Raw genomic sequence first — 18,944 nt, forward strand, 5'->3', positions numbered from 1 at the left:
GTCGGTCAGGGCCTCGCCGTGCACCAGATAATGGACCATCTCGGCGATGTTGGTGGCATGGTCGCCGATGCGCTCGACATTCTTCGCCGCGAACAGCAGATGGGTACAGGCGGTGATGTTGCGCGGGTCCTCCATCATGTAGGTGAGCAGCTCGCGGAACAGCGAGGTGTACATCGAATCGATCTCCTCGTCGCGCCGCCATACCGCCACCGCCTTGTCGGCGTCGCGCTCGGAATAGGCGTCGAGAACGTCCTTCAGCTGTTGCATGGCGATCCGGCTCATATGCTCGACGCCGCGGATCAGGCGCTTGGGCTGTCCCTCGGTGCCGATCGCCAGCACCCGCTTGGCGATGTTCTTGGCGAGGTCGCCGATGCGCTCCAACTCCGCCGACATGCGGATCGCCGCCATGATCTCTCGCAGGTCGAGCGCCATCGGCTGGCGGCGGACGATCATCAGGATCGCCTGCTCCTCGATCTGCCGCTCATAGGCATCGGCGGTCTTGTCGTCGGCGATGACCTTCTGGGCCAAGTCGGAATCGCGGCGGTGGAGCGCGCTTACGGCCTCGGCAAGCTGCTTTTCGACGATGCCGCCCATCTGCGCGATCTTCTCGCCGAGGGAGACCAGCTCTTCCTCGAAGGCGCGGACGATATGCTGGGTCATGGCCAATTTCCTCGATCGGGCTCAGCCGAAGCGGCCGGTGATGTAGTCCTGCGTGCGCTGGTTCCGCGGCGCGGTGAATATCTGGTTCTTATCGCCCTGCTCGATGAGTTTGCCGAGGTGGAAGAACGCCGTCTTCTGCGACACGCGCGCCGCCTGCTGCATATTGTGGGTGACGATCACGATCGTGTAGTTCGCCCGCAGCTCGTCCATCAGCTCCTCGATGCGCGCGGTCGCGATCGGATCAAGCGCCGAGCAGGGCTCGTCCATCAGGATGACCTCCGGGTTGACGGCGATGGCGCGGGCGATGCACAGGCGCTGCTGCTGGCCGCCGGAGAGCCCCGTCCCCGGTTCGTCGAGGCGATCCTTGACCTCCTCGAACAGGCTGGCCTTCTCCAGGCTCCTGACCACGATCTCCTCAAGCTCCGTGCGGGAACGCGCCAGACCGTGGATGCGCGGCCCGTAGGCGACATTCTCGAAGATGGTTTTCGGGAACGGATTGGGCTTTTGAAAGACCATGCCGACGCGGGCCCTGAGCTCGACCACGTCGAGCGAGGGCACATAGATGTCCGTGTCGTCGAGGCGGATCTCGCCGGTCACGCGGCAATTCTCGATGACGTCGTTCATGCGGTTGAGACAGCGAATAAAGGTGGACTTGCCGCAGCCGGAAGGGCCGATCAGCGCCGTGACCATATTCTCCAGAATGTCGAGGCTGACGTCGAACAGCGCCTGTTTGTCGCCGTAGAACACATTGACGTCGACACCGCTCATTTTCACTTGGTTCGTCGTCATCACGGGGGCCTCGCGAGTGACTTCGGCAACGACGTGCGGAATCGCATCCATGGCATACCTCTTTGCTCTGCGCTACCATCGCCGGCCGAGCCGCTGACGAAGGACGATGGCGAGTGTGTTCATCGCGACGAGAAAGCCCAGAAGCACCAGAATGCCGGCAGAAGTTCGCGCGACAAAGCCTCTCTCCGGACTGTCCGCCCATATGAAGATCTGAGTCGGCAGTGCCGTCGACGGCTCCATGACTCCGCCGGGCGGGCTGGTGATGAAGGCGTTCATGCCGATCAGCAAGAGCGGCGCCGTCTCGCCCAGCGCTTGGGCAAGGCCGATGATGGTCCCGGTCAGGATGCCCGGCATGGCGAGCGGCAGCACGTGCTGCATGACCGTCTCATGCCGCGACGCGCCGATGCCCAATGCCGCCTCGCGGATCGATGGCGGCACCGATTTCAGCGCCGCGCGGGTGGCGATGATGATGGTCGGCAGCGTCATCAGCGCCAGCACCATCCCACCGACCAGCGGGGCGGAGCGCGGCAGGCCGAAAAAGTTCAGGAACACGGCAAGGCCGAGCAACCCGAACACGATCGACGGCACCGCCGCGAGATTGTTGATGTTGACCTCGATCAGGTCGGTCCAGCGGACTTTCGACGCGAACTCCTCCAGATAGACGGCGGCCGCAATTCCCAACGGAAAGCTGATGAGGAAGCAGACAAGCAGAGCGTAGAAGGAACCGGTAATCGCGCCGGCAAGGCCGGCAATCTCCGGGAACCGGCTATCGGCGTTGAAGACCAGGCCCCAGTTGAAGGGCGTTGATACGCGTTCCTGCCCCACCAGCCGGTCGAACCAGGCAATCTGCTGGTCGCTGATGCGCCGCCGGCTCTCCGGCGTATCGCGCGAGACGGTGCCCTTGTTGAGCTGATCGACCGGGTCGGAGGCCGCTATCGTTACGGTGATCGTCTCGCCGATGAGAGTCGGGTCCGCCAACACACGATCGCGCACAAACAGCGATGAGCTCGACGTGAACAGACTTGCGAGATTGCGCTTATCGGAGGGGCTCTCCACATCCGGGAATTCCATATCGAGCGCATTGTTGAACACCCTGCGCCAGTTCGAGCCGCGAATATCGTCCGCCTGCACGAGTTCGGGGTCGATGAACACATCAAGCGTAATCATGGTCTGCACGAAGGCCTGGTAACCGGTCAGGGTAATCGAGGTGACCAGAACGCCAAGCAGGCAGATTGCGGAGAGGACCGCGCCGAGCCCCATCAGGCGGAGGCGGCGTTCGGCCCTGTAGCGGCGCTTGCGGCGGCGTTTCGCCGCCTCCCCCATGATGTGCGGTTGCGCCGCGGCTGCCGCGTCGGTCATTCGTACTTCTCCCGGTACTTCTGCACGATGCGCAGCGCCAGCACGTTGAGACCGAGGGTGATGATGAACAGCATCAGACCCAGCGCGAAGGCGGCGAGCGTCTTCGGATTGTCGAACTCGGTATCGCCGATGAGCAGCGTGACGATCTGGACAGTGACCGTGGTCACGCTTTCCAGAGGATTGATCGTCAGCGTGGCGATCAGCCCGGCAGCCATGACGACAATCATCGTCTCGCCGATGGCACGGCTGACCGCGAGCAGGATTCCCCCCATGATTCCTGGAAGGGCTGCTGGCAGCATGACCTTCATCATCGTCTCAGCGCGCGTGGCGCCCACCGCCAGCGAGCCGTCGCGCATTGCCGCCGGCACAGCCTGCAAGGCGTCGTCGGAAAGCGAGGATACGAACGGGATCAGCATGATGCCCATGACTCCGCCTGCGGCGATCGCGCTGTTGGGCGCGACGACAACGCCGAAAATGGAGCCGAACTCGCGTACCGAAGGCGCGACGATCAGCACGGCGAAGAAGCCGTAGACGACGGTCGGAATACCGGCGAGAATCTCCAGCAGCGGCTTGACCACCGCGCGGAGCCGTTCGTCGGCATATTCGACCAGATATATCGCCGAATAAAGACCGATGGGAGTCGCCACCAGCATGGCGATGGCAGCGATCAGCAGCGTGCCGGTGAAGACGGGGATTGCGCCGAAAGCGCCCAATCCGGCAACCTGATCGGCGCGCAGCGGGATCTGCGGCTCCCAGTTCAGGCCGAACAGGAACTCGCTCAGCGGCACACGCTCGAAGAAGCGATACGCCTCGAACAGCAAGGAGACGACGATGCCCACCGTCGTGATGATGGCCACGACGGAGCAGGAGATCATCAGAACTGTCATGAACCGCTCGAAATTGTTGCGTGCCCGGAAACGAGGCGACAGGCGCGCCCGCGCCACAATGAGCACCGCGATCATCAGCGCCGCGACGGCAGCGACCATCGCCCAGCGCGCGATCTCGGCCCAGGCGTTGTAGCTCGCGGCGGCTTGCCGCACGGCATCGCGCGGCTCGGTGAACATGCGGCCGGCGGCGACATTCTTGATCTCGCTCAGGATGAGGGTGCGCTGGGCCGCCGTCGTTCCGGCGGTCAGGTCGGGGGGGAGGCTCGCGATCAGGAACGCGTCGATGACCGTCGGCTGAAGCAGCAGCCAGACCAGCACGAGAACCAGCGCCGGTACGCCGACCCAAACCGCGACGAAGGCGCCATGATAGAGCGGGCGTGAATGTGGCCTGACGCCGTCTTGCGCGGCGAATCCGGCAGCGGTCATCCGACCGACGAAAAAGGCGGCCGCAGACATCGCCAGGATGAACAGAAATACGTAGCCGGTCACGATTTTCCGCCCGCTGGAAAAAGTGGGAAGGGCCGCGGCGCGAACATATGCCGCGGCCCCGATGCGTATTGGTTAGCTACCGAAACGCGAGAGATGCTTGCCGTTCTTCACCGCTGCGCGAATGGCCTCGCGCTTCTCGGCGGAGAGCGGAATGAGACCCCGCTCGGTGAGATAGCCGCCGTCGCCCATCGATGTCTCGGAAACATACTCGGTGACGAACTCCTCCAGGCCGGGAATGACGCCGCGATGCGCGTTCTTGATGTAGAAGAACAGCGGGCGCGATATCGGGTAGGAACTGTCGGCGATGGTGTCGATGCTCGGTGCCACACCATCGATCTCGACGCCGTTCAGCTTGTCCTCGTTCTCATAGAGGAATGAAAAGCCGAAGATGCCGAAGGCGTTCCTGTCGGCCTCGAGCCGCTGCACGATGAGGTTGTCGTTCTCGCCGGCCTCGATGAAGGGACCGTCCTGGCGCATGCGAGCACAGACCTCTTTCATGCGGTCCCCGTCGAGATTCTTGATCGCGGAGAACTCTTTGCAACCCTCATCCATGACAAGCTCGACCCAGGCATCGCGCGTGCCGGAGGTGGGCGGCGGGCCGAAAACGGTGATCGTCGTATCAGGCAGAGATGAGTCGATGTCGCTCCATTTCTTGTAGGGGTTGGGGACAATCTTGCCGTCGACCTCGACCTCGGCGGCCAGCGCCTGGAAGAGCTGTTTCTTGGTGAGGACCAGATCGGCGCCAGCGCGCGAATGGGCGAAGGCAATTCCGTCGAAGCCGATCTGGACCTCGGTGATGCTTTCGACGCCGTTCGCAATGCAAGCCTTGTACTCGGACTCCTTCATCGCGCGCGAGGCGCCGGTAAGGTCAGGCTGATCCTCGCCGACGCCCTGGCAGAAGATCTTCATGCCGCCGCCGGTGCCGGTCGATTCGACCACGGGCGCGGGCATGCCGGTGGCGTTGGCAAACTCCTCGGCGACGGCCTGGGTGAAGGGGAATACCGTCGAGGAGCCGACGATGCGTATCTGGTCGCGCGCCGCCGCCGGGGCCGCATACAGGGCAGCGCCTATCGCTGCCGCTGCAAGAATGGAAAGGGTTTTGGATGTCACGTGCGCTCTCCTTGTTTGCTCGAGATTCAGCGGTTGACACCGGAGGCAAACCTCACTGGCGCGATCCCGCCTTCGCCGCGACGCTAGTGCAGCCACATCAAGCTTTCATGAAACTGGCGTGATGATTTGATGACAATTCAACGCGTTGATCCGCCAGCATTTTTCCAGCCGAGGGCAAAGAACTCCGGCAATCCGCACCCCGGTGCGTGTCAATCGCTGACAGCGGAAGGCGGAAGGCGAAGATGGCCCTTTGGCCTGCAACCGAGACCATCTGAAAAGCGCCGTTGTGCGAAGATGTGCTTCTCTCTTTAGCTATCGTTTCGCTGGTCTTGCCGCCTCGATTTCGAAGACACGTGCCGGACCATTTGACGCCGCCTTCGGGGGCAGGATCTTCTGGGGCAGCATCTTCTTAAGACTCGGCACGGGCGTTTCCTTCCTGATCTGATCAGTGCCGGCAACTTCGAGGCCAATCCGAGTCAAACGGCCATCGTCCGGAAACTTGTTTGCCGATCGCAGCCAGCCCAGTAGCGGCCTGTCATCAACATGTCATCCAGCCCGGGCAAATAACGTCGGCGACTGGAAGCGATCCGGTCACTCACCGGGAGGCACAGGGTGGCTGCGCGACATGGACGGCATGACGAGATGCACCACAGAGTACATCGAGTATGTGGGCGAAGGGGCGGCCGCCAATAAACCCGGCCGTGCCCGCTGCGCGGCGATGGCGGCGTTTGCCCGTGCGGACGCGCGGGACTTGATTGCCGCCTGGGAGGCCTGGGCAGACAAGCCCGACTGGCGCTGGATGCGGCGTCCCGAGACCGGGTTGGTCATGGTGCGCGGGCGGATCGGCGGTGCCGGAGCGCCTTTCAATCTCGGCGAGGTCACGGTCACGCGCTGTGCCGTGCGCCTTGGCAGCGGCGAGACCGGATTTGCCTATGTGCTCGGCCGCGACGCCAGGAAGGCGGAGATTGCCGCACTGTTCGATGCGCTTTGGCAGGGAGCGCGGCGTGAGACCGTGGAGCAGCACGTCTTTGCGCCGCTGCGCGAAGCGCAGCAGCAGGAGGACGCGAAGACGCGGGCGCGCACCGCCGCGACGCGCGTCGATTTCTTCACCCTGGTTCGCGGAGAGTCGGAATGACCGTCGCGGCAATGCGGCCAGGTCCGGTGTTCTCAGAGCCGGTGTTCGATGCGCAGGCGGTGTTCCGCAAGGTGATGATGGCGATGGCCCGGCCGGGCTCGATCGAGCCTCTCCCGGCCCTGTGCGCGCCGCCTGAGCCGCTCAGCGCCTCGGCGGCGGCGGTGGCGTTGACGCTTTGCGACCATGAGACGCCGATTTGGATCGATCACCCGCTCACGAAGTGCTCTGCCGTCGCCGACTATCTGCGCTTCTACACCGGCGCGCCGATCGTCGCCGAGCTGGCACGGGCGGCCTTCGCGCTGATCGCCGATCCCGCCCAAATGCCGCCCTTGTCGGTTTTCGCCCAGGGCTCGCCGGAATATCCCGACCGCAGCGCGACCCTGGTGCTGCAAGTCGGCCGGGTGTCCCATGTCGCAGGGGCGGTGCTGACGGGACCCGGCATACCCGATCAACGGCCGCTCAACTTCCTGCCGATGCCGGAAGCGTTCTGGCACGAGGCGCGCCTCAATCATATGCAGTTTCCGCGCGGCGTCGATCTCGTCTTCGCCGCGCCTCGCGCCTTTGCCGCCCTGCCGCGCTCGACCCGCATCGAGATGCCGGAGGGATGAGCCCATGTATGTGGCGGCAAAGGGCGGAGAAAGGGCGATCCGCAACGCCCACCGCCTGCTCGCTCGTGAGCGGCGCGGGGACCCGGCAGTCGCCGAACTCTCGATCAAGCAGATTGAGGGGCAATTGTCACTCGCTGTCGACCGGGTCATGAGCGAAGGCTCCCTCTATGACCGCGGCCTAGCGGCGCTCGCGGTCAAGCAGGCGCGCGGCGACCTCATCGAGGCGATCTTCCTCATCCGCGCCTATCGCACGACCCTGCCGCGTTTCGGCTATTCGGAGCCGTTGAACACAGCAGACATGCTCATCCGCCGGCGCATTTCCGCGACCTTCAAGGACCTGCCGGGCGGTCAGCTTCTGGGGCCGACATTCGACTATACGCATCGGCTTCTCGACTTCGCCCTGGCGGCGGAGACGGCGCCCGACGCCCCGGAAGCGGCGGAGCCGGAGGCGGGCGCCGTGCCGCGCGTCGCTGCTCTTCTCGGCGACGAGAGTCTGATCGAAAGCGACGACCCACCGGCGGACGAAGCAGCCATCGGCGACCTGACCCGCGAGCCACTCGCCTTTCCGGCCGATCGCGACGTGCGGCTGCAAACCCTCGCGCGCGGCGATGAAGGGTTCCTGCTGGCGCTCGGCTATTCGACCCAGCGCGGCTATGCGCGCAGCCATCCCTTCGCCGGCGAAATCCGCCTCGGCGAGGTCGAGGTCGAGCTCAACGCCGAGGAACTCGGGTTCGCCGTCCCGCTCGGCCGCGTCACCGTCACCGAGTGCCAGATGATCAATCAGTTCAAGGGATCGAGTGAAATGTTGCCGCAGTTCACCCGCGGCTACGGCCTCTCGTTCGGTCATTGCGAGCGCAAGGCCATGGCCATGGCGCTGGTCGATCGCGCGCTTCGCTGGCGCGAGCTTGGCGAGGAACAGACCGCGCCGGCGCAGGACGAGGAGTTCGTGCTCTCGCATTCCGACAATATCCAGGCGACCGGCTTCGTCGAGCATCTGAAGCTGCCGCACTATGTCGACTTCCAGGCGGAGCTGGAGCTTCTCCGCAAGCTGCGCCGCGAGATCAAGCAGCGGCATGCCGGCGATGATGCGGCGCATCGGGAGGCGGCGGAATGAGCGCGATACCCGAGACTGCCTACAATTTCGCCTATCTCGACGAACAGACCAAGCGCATGATCCGCCGCGCCATCCTCAAGGGCATCGCCATTCCCGGCTACCAGGTCCCCTTCGCGAGCCGCGAAATGCCGATGCCCTATGGCTGGGGCACCGGCGGGGTCCAGGTCACGGCGTCTATCCTCGGGCCGGACGATGTTTTAAAGGTCATTGACCAGGGCTCGGACGACACCACCAACGCGGTGGCCATCCGCGGCTTTTTCGAGAAGACGGCGGGCGTCAGGACGACCACGAAGACGGCCGCCGCCACGGTCATCCAGACGCGGCACCGGATTCCCGAACACCCCCTCTCCGAACATCAGATCCTGGTGTTCCAGGTGCCGATCCCGGAGCCTCTGCGCTTTCTCGAGCCGCGCGAGACCGAGACGCGCAAGATGCACGCGCTCACAGAATACGGGCTGATGCATGTCAAGCTCTACGAGGACATTGCCCATCACGGCCATATCGCCACGACCTATGCCTATCCGGTGCTGGTGAACGGACGCTATGTGACCGACCCCTCGCCGATCCCGAAGTTCGACAATCCGAAGATGCACCGCATGAAGGCGCTGCAGCTATTCGGCGCGGGCCGTGAAAAGCGCATCTACGCGATCCCGCCCTGGACCGACGTGAAGAGCCTCGACTTCGAGGACCATCCTTTCGAAATCCAAACCTGGGGGAAGACGGCCTGCGGGCTGTGCGGCACCCGCGACGTGTATTTCGACGAGGTGGTGCTGGACGATGCCGGGCGGCGGATGTTCGTCTGTTCCGATTCCGATCATTGCGAGACGAGGCGCGCGGCGGAGGAGGCAAAGCGGTGAGCAAGCTTTCGATCCGCCCAGCGCTGCGTGCCGACCTAGCCGCGGTTCTGGCGCTCTACGCGCAGCCCGACATCGACGATGGGGAGGTTCTCGGTCCCGAGGAGGCGGCCAGGATATTCGAGCGCTTTTCGGCTTATCCCGACTACACCCTCTACGTCGCCGAGCAGGACGGCACGGCGGTCGGCTCCTTCGCGCTTCTCATCATGGACAATCTCGGCCATTTCGGCGCGCCCTCGGGCGTCGTCGAGCATGTCGTCGTGAATCCCGGCTTCCAGGACGAGGGGATCGGCACCGCGATGATGCGCTTCGCCGCCCGCACCTGCCGTGACCGGGGCTGCTACAAACTCGCTCTTTCCGCCGACGTGAAGCGCAAGCGGGCGTACGCCTTTTTCGAGCGGCTCGGCTTTCAGCGCCATGGCTACAGCTTCCTTCTGTCGTTCGAGGAACCCGGAGAAACGGCGTGAGAGCGGACGGCCCCCTTCTTTGTGCCCGCAACGTGACGAAATATTACGCCGCGCAGGTCGGCTGCCGCGATGTCTCTCTGGAAATCTGGCCGGGGGAAGTGCTCGCCATGGTCGGCGAATCCGGCTCCGGCAAAACGACGCTCATCGCCTGTCTGTCGGCACAGCTCACACCGACCTCTGGCATAGTCGAGTACCGGATGCGCGACCATCAGATGCGCGACCTGTTCCAGCTCGGCGAGGCGGAGCGGCGTTTCGTCGCCCGCACCGACTGGGGCTTCGTGCATCAGAACCCGGCCGAGGGCCTGCGCATGAGCGTATCGGCCGGCGCCAATATCGGCGAGCGGCTGATGGCGGTCGGCGCCCGCCACTATGGCGAGATCCGGGCCGAGGCGGCGGATTGGCTCGCGCGCGTCGACCTCGCCCCGGAACGCATAGACGAGAGTCCAGGCGCCTTTTCCGGCGGCATGCGGCAAAGGCTGCAGATCGCGCGCAACCTGGTCACGCGGCCGCGCCTCGTCTTCATGGACGAGCCGACCGGCGGACTCGACGTGTCGGTGCAGGCGCGGCTGCTCGATCTGCTGCGCGGGCTCGTCGCCGATCTCGGCCTGGCGGCCATCATCGTCACCCACGATCTCGCCGTGGCGCGGCTCTTATCGCATCGGATCCTAGTCATGCGTGCGGGCTCCGTCGTCGAGACGGGGCTGAGCGACCAGGTGCTCGACGACCCGCAGCAGCCCTATACGCAGCTGCTGGTCTCCTCGGTCCTGCAGGTGTGATCATGCAAGCCGTCCTTTCCCTGACGGGCGTGTCGAAGAGTTTCACCCTGCACCTGCAGAACGGCGCCCGGCTGCCGGTGGTGAGCGGTGTCGATCTCACCGTCGGAGAGGGACAATGCGTGGTGCTCGCCGGCCCCTCCGGGAGCGGCAAGAGCTCGCTCCTGAAGATGGTCTACGGGAACTATCGCTGCGCGGAAGGGCGCATCGTGCTGCGCGATGGCGACCGCATCGTCGATCTTGCGGGCGCCAGTCCGCGCACCATGATCGATCTGCGCCGGCACAGCATCGGCTATGTGAGCCAGTTCCTGCGCGTGATCCCGCGGGTGGCAACGCTCGACCTGATCGCCGAGCCGGTGATCGCCCAGGGTGTGGAAAAAGGCGAGGCGCTTGAGCGCGCGCGGCGGCTGCTTCACCGCCTCAATCTGCCGGAGCGGCTGTGGACCTTGCCGCCGGCGACCTTTTCCGGCGGCGAACAACAGCGTGTCAACATCGCCCGCGGCTTTGCCCCCGACTATTCTCTCCTGCTTCTTGATGAACCGACTGCCTCGCTCGATGCGGAGAACCGAGCCGCCGTCGTCGATCTGATACGGGAGAAGAAGGCGCAAGGCGTCGCCCTGCTCGGCATCTTCCACGACGAGAGCGTCCGCGCCGACATTGCCGACCGCCAGATCGACATCGCCGCGTTCGCGCACGGCGCGGCCTGACAGCGTACCCGTCACTGTCATGGGCCCGTCATCGAACCGACAACGGGCCGTTACAAAGGCTTGCTATCCAGGGCCTCAAGAAAGAGGAGCGCTGTCATGTCTTCAATCACCGTCCGCAACATGAGCAAAACCTTCGGGCGTCGCAAGGCCGCCCTGCACGAGGTTTCGCTCGACATCGCTCCCGGAGAGATGGTGGCGCTGATCGGCGCCTCGGGCTCCGGCAAGTCGACGCTGATCAGGCTGATCGCCGGCCTGCTGAACGGCGATGGGATCGACCGGGGGCGGATAGAGGTCGATGGCTGCTGCATGCAGCAGGGCGGCCGCCTGGTACGCAACGCCACGGCGCTGCGCCGCGACATCAGCGTCGTCTTTCAGCAATTCAATCTGGTCGACCGGCTGCCGGTACTGACCAATGTGCTCGTCGGGCTGCTCGGCCGCATCCCGGCGTTCCGCGGTACGCTTGGCCTGTTCACGCGGGCGGAAAAGCTCGCCGCCATGCACGCGCTCGCCCGCGTCGGAATCCATGAGACGGCGCGGCAGCGCGCCTCGACCCTGTCCGGCGGCCAGCAGCAACGCGCGGCCATTTCGCGCGCCCTGGTGCAGGAAGCGAAGGTCCTGCTCGCCGACGAGCCGATTGCCTCGCTCGATCCGGCATCCGCCAAGAGCGTGATGGAGACGCTCGCGCGGATTAACCAGGAGGACGGAATCACCGTCCTGGTATCGCTGCATCAGGTCGAGTATGCGCGCCGCTATTGCTCGCGCACCGTCGCGCTGCGGGACGGCAGCGTCGCCTATGACGGGCCGAGCGCGGCGCTGACCCTCGATTTCCTGCGCGACATCTACGGCGAGGCGAGCGAGGAACTGATCCTGCCCGACGCCCCGGCGTGGGCGCCGCCAAAGTATCGCCCCGCGCGTCCGGCCCCGCAGCCGGCGCTCGTGGGCGTGTGAGTTCACGACACCAGCTTATGCACCACAAGGAAGAGGTCACTCCATGAACACTTTAGCAAGAGCCCTGGCCATCGGTACGGTCGCCCTATCGACGACCGCGGCGGCGGCCCAGACAACCGAGATCAATTTCGGCATCATCTCGACTGAATCGACCAAGAACCTGAGCACCATCTGGCAACCCTTCCTGGACGCCATGGCGGAACAGACCGGACTGAAGGTAAACGCCTTCTTCGCGTCTGACTATGCCGGCGTCATCGAAGGCATGCGTTTCGGCAAGGTCCATTTCGCCTGGTTCGGCAACAAGTCGGGCATGGAGGCGGTCGACCGCGCTGGCGGCGAGGTGTTCGCACAATCCGTCGACGCCGAGGGCAACCCCGGCTACTGGTCGATCCTCATCACCCAGGCTACAAACGACAAGCTGAACAGGCTCGAAGACGTGCTGACGTGCGACAAGTCGCTCGACTTCGGTATCGGCGATCCAAACTCGACCTCCGGCTTCCTGGTACCCACCACGTTCATCTTCGCCCAGCGCGGCGTCGATCCGAAATCCTGCTTTCGGACGGTGCGCAACGCCAATCACGAGACCAACCTGCTCGCCGTCGCCAACGGCCAAGTCGACGTGGCGACCAACAATACCGAAAACTACCGCCGGCTGATGAAGACCAACCCGCAGGCGGTGCAGAAGATCAAGGAGATCTGGCGCTCGCCGCTGATCCCGTCCGATCCGCTGGTCTGGCGCAAGGACCTGGACCCGGAGACCAAGGCCAAGATCTACACCTTCATCATGACCTATGGGCGGCTGGGTACGCTTGAGGAGGTCAAGGCGGCCCGCACGATTCTCGCGAGCCTGCAATGGGCGCCGTTCAAGCCGTCCTCGGATGCGCAGCTCTACCCGATCCGCGTGCTGGAGATCACCAAGCAGATGGCCAAGATCCGGTACGACGACAAGTTTAGTAAAGAGGAAAGGGACGCCCAGCTCAAGGAGCTGGAAGCGAGCAAGGCCCACTACCAAGCGCTCATGGACGAAGTTCCCGAGTCCTGAGCTGTCAAGTGAACGGGGCGGCGAAGCGTGGCGTCAAGGGTATCGCCGCCCCCTGTTTCCCTTCAGCCTCAGCAACCGGAACGGATCCGATTCCGACATGAACAACCCAATGACAAAGTCCGTTCCGATCGCGATACCGCGACCGAGCTTCGGCGAGCGGGCTTATTGGTATCTGGGATGGCTTGCCCTGGGATCGGTGCTAGCGTGGGGCTTCGGCCCGGCCGAAATCTCCCGCGCTGCATATCTTTTTACCGATGCCGCCAACATGGCGGAATACGCCAAGGGCTTCTTCCGTCCCAACTTTCACGATTGGGATCTCTATGTTGCGGAAATGATTCTGACGGTCCAGATCGCGATCTGGGGGACCGTGCTCGCGATCGTGTTCGGCATCCCGTTCGCGCTGCTGTCGTCCAACAATATCGCGCCGGTCTGGATCGTTCAGCCGGTGCGCCGGCTGATGGATGCGGCGCGCGCCATCAACGAACTGGTGTTCGCGGTGCTGTTCGTCGTCGCCGTCGGCCTCGGACCCTTCGCCGGCGTCATGGCGCTTTTCGTGCACAATATGGGCATCGTCGCGAAACTGTTCTCCGAAGCGGTGGAGGCGGTCGATCCACGCCCCGTGGAAGGTATTCGCGCGACCGGCGCGACCCGCATCCAAGAGATCGTCTACGGGGTGGTGCCACAGGTGCTGCCGCTGTGGATCTCCTATTCGCTCTACCGTCTGGAGACCAATGTGCGCTCGGCGACCGTCCTCGGACTCGTCGGGGCGGGCGGTATCGGCCAAATCCTGTTCGAGTCGATCCGCGGTTTCTACTACGCCGAAACCGCCGCGATCATGCTGATCGTCGTGGCCACGGTCTCGATCGTCGACATCATCTCGCAGCAACTGCGCAAGCTCGTCATTTGAGGCCGCCGATGCGCTACGCGATCTATGTCACCCCGCCCGCCAACGACCCGCTGACGCGGCTCGCCGCGCGCTGGCTTGGCCGGGATGCCTTTGCGGACGCGCCTCTCCCCCATCCGGAGCCCGTCGCACTCGCGCCGAACCTCGTCTCGGCGCTGACGGCCCAGCCGCGGCGATATGGGTTTCATGCCACCTTGAAGGCGCCGTTCCGTCTGCAGCGGGGCGTGCAGGACTACGATCTCATCGCCGCTCTGACCTCGCTGGCGAGCGAATTCGCGCCGGTCGTCGTTCCTTCGCTTCGTGTGAACCAGCTCGGCGACTTCTTCGCGCTGACCCCGGTGGCGCCGACACCGGACACTGATCGGCTCGCCGCCTATGTGGTTGAGGCGCTGGATCCATTTCGTGCGGAGCTCAACGAAGAGGAATTCGCTGGCTACAGGGCCGCCGGGCTGACGCCGCACCAGCAGGACTTGTTGCGGACCTGGGGCTACCCTTACGTGTTCGACGCGTTCCGGTTTCACATGAGCCTGACCGGTCCCGTGGCGAAGGCGGAGCGGGCTGTCGTCTATCGCGCGCTCGAAAATCTGTTCGCCCCGGTCGTCTCCCACCCGCTCGTCATCGACCGTCTCCACCTGTTCGTCGAACAGGGCGAAGGCGGAAACTTTCGGGTCCGGTTCAGCGCGCGCTTGGGTGCCCATGGCGCCGTTCCGGCGCCGGCCGACGCAGAGATGGAGCGCTGCGCATGAGCGCAGGCGAAATGGCCATGACGAATGCCCGGCTGGTGCTTCCGGACCGGGTGATCACTGGCGGGATCGCCGTCAGGGGCGCGAGCGTGGCGGCGATCGACGAGGGCCCATCGCGCGTCGGGGAAGATCTCGAAGCCGATTATCTCATTCCCGGCCTCATCGAGCTGCACACCGATCATCTGGAAAGCCATTATGCGCCGCGGCCCGGCGTTTGCTGGAACCCCATGGCCGCGCTTCAGGCGCACGACGCGCAGATCGCCACGTCGGGCATCACGACCGTATTCGACGCGCTGCGCGCCGGCATGGACATCGACGAAAAGGGGCTTGGCGGCAATATGGGCGTCCTCGCCGAGGCGATCCGCACCGGCCACGCGGAGGGCCGCCTGCGCGCCGAGCATTTCGTCCATCTGCGCTGCGAGGTGTCGGCGGAAGACGTGGTCGACAGCTTGACCGCGTTCGTCGGCAACCCGCATCTCAGGCTCGTCTCGGTGATGGATCACACGCCCGGCCAGCGCCAGTTCGTCCGCCTCGACAAGTACAAGCAGTACTACCAGGGCAAGACCGGCATGTCGGACGCGGATCTGGAGCGGTTCATGGCCGAGCGTACGGCTGCGCACCACACCTATGCCCGCGCACATCGCCGCGAGATCGTGGACATCTGCCGGCAGGTCGGCATCCCGCTCGCCAGCCACGACGACGCGACCGAGGACCACGTCCGGGAGGCCGTCCAGGACGGCGCCGCCATCTGCGAGTTCCCGACTACTCTGCAGGCGGCGCGCACCGCGCGCGCGAGCGGCCTCGACGTCCTGATGGGCGCCCCCAACGTGGTGCGCGGAGGCTCTCATTCCGGCAATGTCTCGGCCTGCGAGTTGGCCGGCCGGGGATGGCTCGACATCCTGTCGTCGGATTATGTGCCGTTCAGCCTGCTCCATGCCGCCTTTTCCCTGCCCCAGCGCGTGCCCGGCCTGTCGCTGCCAGAGTCGCTTGCGCTGGTCACCCGCAACCCGGCGGCGGCCGTGGGTCTTGGCGACCGCGGCCAGATCGCGGTGGAAAAGCGCGCCGATCTGGTGCGCGTCGGGTTCGACGGCGATGTTCCCGTAGTGAAGGCGGTCTGGCGCGCCGGAAGGCGGGTGGCTTGACCTCCGGGACCGGCATCGATGCGGTGTTCGACACGCTCGGCCAGCGCGGGAGGGACATGTATGGCGGCGAGGCCGTTACCCAGCTTCAGCATGCGCTGCAGTGCGCCACGCTCGCCATCCATGCCGGCGCTTCCGACGCGCTCGTCGCCGCGGCGCTGCTGCACGACTATGGGCATCTCATTTCCAAAGACGAAGGAGCAGCCGAACGTGGTCTCGACATGCGACACGAGGAGACCGCCGCGCGGTTTCTGGCGCCTCTCTTCGGCCCCGACGTCACGGAGCCGATCAGGCTTCATGTCGCCGCCAAGCGCTATCTGTGTGCGGTGGATCAGGACTATTTGTCGACGCTATCACCCGCTTCGGTCGCCTCGCTGATGGTTCAGGGCGGGCCTTTCACCGCCGACGAGGCACACGCGCTCCGCGACAATCCGCATTGGGAACCGGCGGTGCAGCTTAGGCGTTGGGACGATCTGGCGAAAGACCCCCGAGCGCCGGTGCTGCGGCTTTCCAGTCTGCGCGCGTGCGTAGTCCGGGCGCTCCGCCCGGAGGTCCGCAAGTCAGGATGAGTGACGCCACTTCCATTTCCCGTCCGCCGAGCCTTGCAGAGACCTCGGTGCGGGTCCGTGATATCGTCGCAAGCGTGCGAACTACGCCGTCGGCGCGGGGCACTGGCGTGTTCGTTCTGGTCGCCGGCCCCAGCGGCGCCGGCAAGGATACGCTGCTGCGCATCGCCCGCGATTGGATTGGCCATATGCCCAAGCTTCATTTCGTGCGCCGCCAGGTCACCCGCCAAGCCAATCCGAGCATCGAGGACCACGACACGCTCAGCGCGCAAGAATTCACGGACGGGGTCCGGCGCGGTGCCTTTTCCTTCTTCTGGTCCGCCAACGGGCTTTGGTACGGCGTGCCGGCGGTGACCGAGACCTGGTTCGGAGCCGGCGATGTCATCGTGGTCAATGTCTCGCGCACCGTCGTTCCGGCCATCGTGGAGAAATACCGCCGCGTCGTTGTGGTCTTGGTGACAGCACCGCAGGACATCCTCGCCGAGAGGCTCGCGGCTCGTGGCCGGGAGAACGGCGTGTGCCTTGATTCTCGGTTGGAGCGCGCTGGCTTGGCGGTGCCCGAGGTACCGGCGTCCTATGTGATAGAAAATACCGGCGCACCCCAGGATGGTGCCGGCAAGCTCTCCGATCTGCTCGCCTCCCTGTGCCGGAGGTAGAGGTCGGAACTCGGACCATCTCTGGTGTCAACGAACCGACAAAAAAGCTTCATCGGCATGTCATGGCCGTGGTTCAGGTTTGGTCGTCATCCGGTCAACAGGAGCCACGGACATGTCTCTGAACATTACACGCCGCCGATTTCTCGCTTCCTCCGCCGCTTCCGGCCTCGCGCTGGCCACTCCCGGCCTGTTCGTCCTTGCGATCAGCCGCGCCCAGGCGCGGCCCATGCTCACGCATGGCGTGCAGTCCGGCGACGTGGATGCGAATTCCGGCATGATCTGGGCGCGCGCCGACAGGCCCTCGCGTGCGATGTTCGAGATTGCGACCGAGGAAAGCTTCAAACACGCGCGGCGGCTGGCGCCGCTCGATGCGCTGCCGGAAACCGATTTCGCGGTAAAGCGCCTCTTGGTCGATCTGCCTTCCGACCAGGAAATCTTCTACCGCATTTCCTTCGTCGACCTCGACGACCTCGCAGCCACGTCGGAGCCGGTGACCGGTCATTTCCGCACAGCGCCCGCTTCCCGCCGCTCGGTCAAGTTCGTTTGGTCGGGCGACACGGCGGGCCAGGGCTGGGGCATCGACGAGGCCAAGGGAGGCATGAAGACATATGCCACCATGGCGGCGCACGAGCCGGATTTCTTCATCCATTCCGGCGACACGATCTATGCCGACGGACCCCTGAAGGAGACGGTCGAGATCAAGGGCGGCGGCGTTTGGAAGAACCTCATGGTTCCCGAGAAGGCCAAGGTCGCAGAAACACTCGACGAGTTCCGCGGCCAGTGGAAATACAACATGCTTGACGAGCACGTCCGCGCCTTCAACGCCGCCGTGCCCACCTTCTTTCAATGGGACGACCATGAGGTCGTAAATAATTGGTCGCCGTCGAAGAACCTGTCCGAGGACGAACGCTACACCGTCAAATCCGTACCGCTTCTGTCGGCCCGCGCCGCGCGCGCGTTCCACGAGATGACGCCGATCCGCTACATGCCGGCGGAACCGGGCCGGGTCTATCGCAAGATCGGCTATGGGCCGCTGCTCGACGTTTTCATTCTCGATCTGCGCTCCTATCGCGGTCCGAACACGGCCAACGACCAGAACGGCGGCGGACCGGAGACGGAGATCCTTGGCGGCGGTCAGGTGCGCTGGCTGAAACGTGCGCTGACCAATTCAAGGGCCACCTGGAAGGTGATCGCCTGCGACATGCCGATCGGCCTCGTGGTGCGCGACGGTGATACGCGCTTCGAGGCCGTTGCCAACTCGATCGGCGGCGATCCGCTCGGACGGGAGCGCGAGATCGCCGACCTCCTTCGCTTCATCGATCGGGCCGACATAGACAATGTCGTCTGGCTCACCGCCGACGTGCACTACGCCGCGGCTCACCACTACAGCCCGGACAAGGCCGCGTTTCAGGATTTCAGGCCCTTCTGGGAGTTCGTGACCGGACCGCTGCACGCCGGCACCTTCGGCCCGAACGACCTCGATATGACCTTCGGACCGGAGGTGAAATTCGTCAAAGCCCCGCCCGAGGGCGAATCTAATCTGCCGCCAAGCGAAGGTTTGCAGTTTTTTGGCCTGGTCGAGATCGACGGCGGCAGTGAGGAAATGACGGTACGCCTGATGGACAGCGCCGACAACGAGCTGTTTGCACAGGTTCTGGCGCCGGTGCGCGGAGGATAGACCGGACTCTCGCGACCTCTGGCGCCGGCCCGGCCCGCCGCGGCCGGCGTCCTTTTTTACCAGTGTGGCTATGGAGGAAGGCAGCCGTGGCGTTGCACTTCACGCTGGAACTCACAAGGGGTGGCGAGAAGCCGATGGACACGTTTGAGGTGCCAGCGCACAAGAATGGACGGAGCCGCGCGCGCGCCGCGCCGGCCGAGATCAAGACCGCGTCTGCCGGCACCCACAAGCCGCCGCAAAGCTTCGGGCCGTCGCGCTTCATCAACCGCGAGCTTTCCTGGCTGGAATTCAACCACCGGGTGATGGAAGAGGCGCA

21 protein-coding genes are annotated in these 18,944 nt (G+C 64.7%); 16 read left to right on the forward strand and 5 right to left on the reverse strand.

What is annotated here, in order from left to right; all coding sequences use genetic code 11:
* The 5 genes from phoU to Q8P46_13755 form a co-directional block, all read right to left on the reverse strand.
* On the reverse strand, positions 1-660 hold a 660-nt coding region (phoU, locus tag Q8P46_13735), incomplete at its 3' end, for a phosphate signaling complex protein PhoU (GenBank protein ID MDP2621209.1).
* Positions 661-681: 21 nt separating this feature from the next.
* Positions 682-1,449 carry a phosphate ABC transporter ATP-binding protein PstB gene (gene pstB, locus Q8P46_13740; GenBank protein ID MDP2621210.1) on the reverse strand — a complete coding sequence of 256 codons (768 nt, stop codon included), beginning with the start codon at positions 1,447-1,449 and terminating at the stop codon, positions 682-684.
* 72 nt (positions 1,450-1,521) lie between these two features.
* Positions 1,522-2,808: a phosphate ABC transporter permease PstA gene (gene pstA / locus Q8P46_13745; GenBank protein ID MDP2621211.1), complete on the reverse strand. Its 1,287-nt coding sequence runs from the start codon at positions 2,806-2,808 to the stop codon at positions 1,522-1,524.
* Positions 2,805-4,184, reverse strand: a complete 1,380-nt coding sequence (pstC, locus tag Q8P46_13750) for a phosphate ABC transporter permease subunit PstC (GenBank protein MDP2621212.1) — start codon at positions 4,182-4,184, stop codon at positions 2,805-2,807. Before pstC ends, pstA begins: the two co-directional genes overlap by 4 nt.
* Positions 4,185-4,256: 72 nt before the next feature.
* Positions 4,257-5,294, reverse strand: coding sequence for a substrate-binding domain-containing protein (locus tag Q8P46_13755; protein ID MDP2621213.1), 1,038 nt, complete (start codon positions 5,292-5,294; stop codon positions 4,257-4,259).
* Between the two features lie 634 nt (positions 5,295-5,928).
* Here Q8P46_13755 and phnG point away from each other — a divergent pair.
* The 16 genes from phnG to Q8P46_13835 all read left to right on the forward strand — a co-directional run.
* On the forward strand, positions 5,929-6,429 hold the full coding sequence (gene phnG, locus Q8P46_13760) for a phosphonate C-P lyase system protein PhnG (GenBank protein ID MDP2621214.1): 501 nt from the start codon (positions 5,929-5,931) through the stop codon (positions 6,427-6,429).
* Positions 6,426-7,037 carry a phosphonate C-P lyase system protein PhnH gene (phnH, locus tag Q8P46_13765; GenBank protein ID MDP2621215.1) on the forward strand — a complete coding sequence of 204 codons (612 nt, stop codon included), beginning with the start codon at positions 6,426-6,428 and terminating at the stop codon, positions 7,035-7,037. Before phnG ends, phnH begins: the two co-directional genes overlap by 4 nt.
* 4 nt (positions 7,038-7,041) lie before the next feature.
* Complete coding sequence (locus tag Q8P46_13770; protein ID MDP2621216.1) at positions 7,042-8,151, forward strand: carbon-phosphorus lyase complex subunit PhnI; 1,110 nt, start codon at positions 7,042-7,044, stop codon at positions 8,149-8,151.
* Positions 8,148-9,008: an alpha-D-ribose 1-methylphosphonate 5-phosphate C-P-lyase PhnJ gene (locus Q8P46_13775; GenBank protein MDP2621217.1), complete on the forward strand. Its 861-nt coding sequence runs from the start codon at positions 8,148-8,150 to the stop codon at positions 9,006-9,008. Before Q8P46_13770 ends, Q8P46_13775 begins: the two co-directional genes overlap by 4 nt.
* Entirely contained in the window at positions 9,005-9,472 is a 468-nt protein-coding gene (locus Q8P46_13780; protein ID MDP2621218.1) for a GNAT family N-acetyltransferase, read from the forward strand. The genes Q8P46_13775 and Q8P46_13780 overlap by 4 nt, the downstream gene beginning before the upstream one ends.
* Positions 9,469-10,248: a phosphonate C-P lyase system protein PhnK gene (gene phnK / locus Q8P46_13785; GenBank protein MDP2621219.1), complete on the forward strand. Its 780-nt coding sequence runs from the start codon at positions 9,469-9,471 to the stop codon at positions 10,246-10,248. The genes Q8P46_13780 and phnK overlap by 4 nt, the downstream gene beginning before the upstream one ends.
* Positions 10,249-10,250: 2 nt before the next feature.
* Positions 10,251-10,952, forward strand: a complete 702-nt coding sequence (phnL, locus tag Q8P46_13790) for a phosphonate C-P lyase system protein PhnL (protein MDP2621220.1) — start codon at positions 10,251-10,253, stop codon at positions 10,950-10,952.
* Between the two features lie 96 nt (positions 10,953-11,048).
* A complete protein-coding gene (phnC, locus tag Q8P46_13795) occupies positions 11,049-11,900 on the forward strand; it encodes a phosphonate ABC transporter ATP-binding protein (protein MDP2621221.1) in 852 nt (283 codons plus the stop codon).
* A 43-nt stretch (positions 11,901-11,943) separates the two neighbouring features.
* Positions 11,944-12,942, forward strand: coding sequence for a phosphonate ABC transporter substrate-binding protein (gene phnD / locus Q8P46_13800; GenBank protein ID MDP2621222.1), 999 nt, complete (start codon positions 11,944-11,946; stop codon positions 12,940-12,942).
* Positions 12,943-13,051: 109 nt separating this feature from the next.
* Positions 13,052-13,849 carry a phosphonate ABC transporter, permease protein PhnE gene (gene phnE, locus Q8P46_13805; protein ID MDP2621223.1) on the forward strand — a complete coding sequence of 266 codons (798 nt, stop codon included), beginning with the start codon at positions 13,052-13,054 and terminating at the stop codon, positions 13,847-13,849.
* An 8-nt stretch (positions 13,850-13,857) separates the two neighbouring features.
* Positions 13,858-14,592 carry a DUF1045 domain-containing protein gene (locus Q8P46_13810; GenBank protein MDP2621224.1) on the forward strand — a complete coding sequence of 245 codons (735 nt, stop codon included), beginning with the start codon at positions 13,858-13,860 and terminating at the stop codon, positions 14,590-14,592.
* A complete protein-coding gene (locus tag Q8P46_13815; protein ID MDP2621225.1) occupies positions 14,589-15,731 on the forward strand; it encodes an alpha-D-ribose 1-methylphosphonate 5-triphosphate diphosphatase in 1,143 nt (380 codons plus the stop codon). Before Q8P46_13810 ends, Q8P46_13815 begins: the two co-directional genes overlap by 4 nt.
* Positions 15,728-16,297, forward strand: coding sequence for an HD domain-containing protein (locus Q8P46_13820; protein ID MDP2621226.1), 570 nt, complete (start codon positions 15,728-15,730; stop codon positions 16,295-16,297). The genes Q8P46_13815 and Q8P46_13820 overlap by 4 nt, the downstream gene beginning before the upstream one ends.
* Positions 16,294-16,950 carry a phosphonate metabolism protein/1,5-bisphosphokinase (PRPP-forming) PhnN gene (phnN, locus tag Q8P46_13825; protein ID MDP2621227.1) on the forward strand — a complete coding sequence of 219 codons (657 nt, stop codon included), beginning with the start codon at positions 16,294-16,296 and terminating at the stop codon, positions 16,948-16,950. The genes Q8P46_13820 and phnN overlap by 4 nt, the downstream gene beginning before the upstream one ends.
* Positions 16,951-17,062: 112 nt before the next feature.
* A complete protein-coding gene (locus Q8P46_13830) occupies positions 17,063-18,628 on the forward strand; it encodes an alkaline phosphatase D family protein (protein MDP2621228.1) in 1,566 nt (521 codons plus the stop codon).
* 86 nt (positions 18,629-18,714) lie between these two features.
* Positions 18,715-18,944, forward strand: a 230-nt coding sequence (locus tag Q8P46_13835) for a hypothetical protein (protein ID MDP2621229.1), incomplete at its 3' end; no start/stop codon positions are given.

This window comes from Hyphomicrobiales bacterium, from assembly GCA_030688605.1.
Classification (GTDB): Bacteria; Pseudomonadota; Alphaproteobacteria; order Rhizobiales; family NORP267; genus JAUYJB01.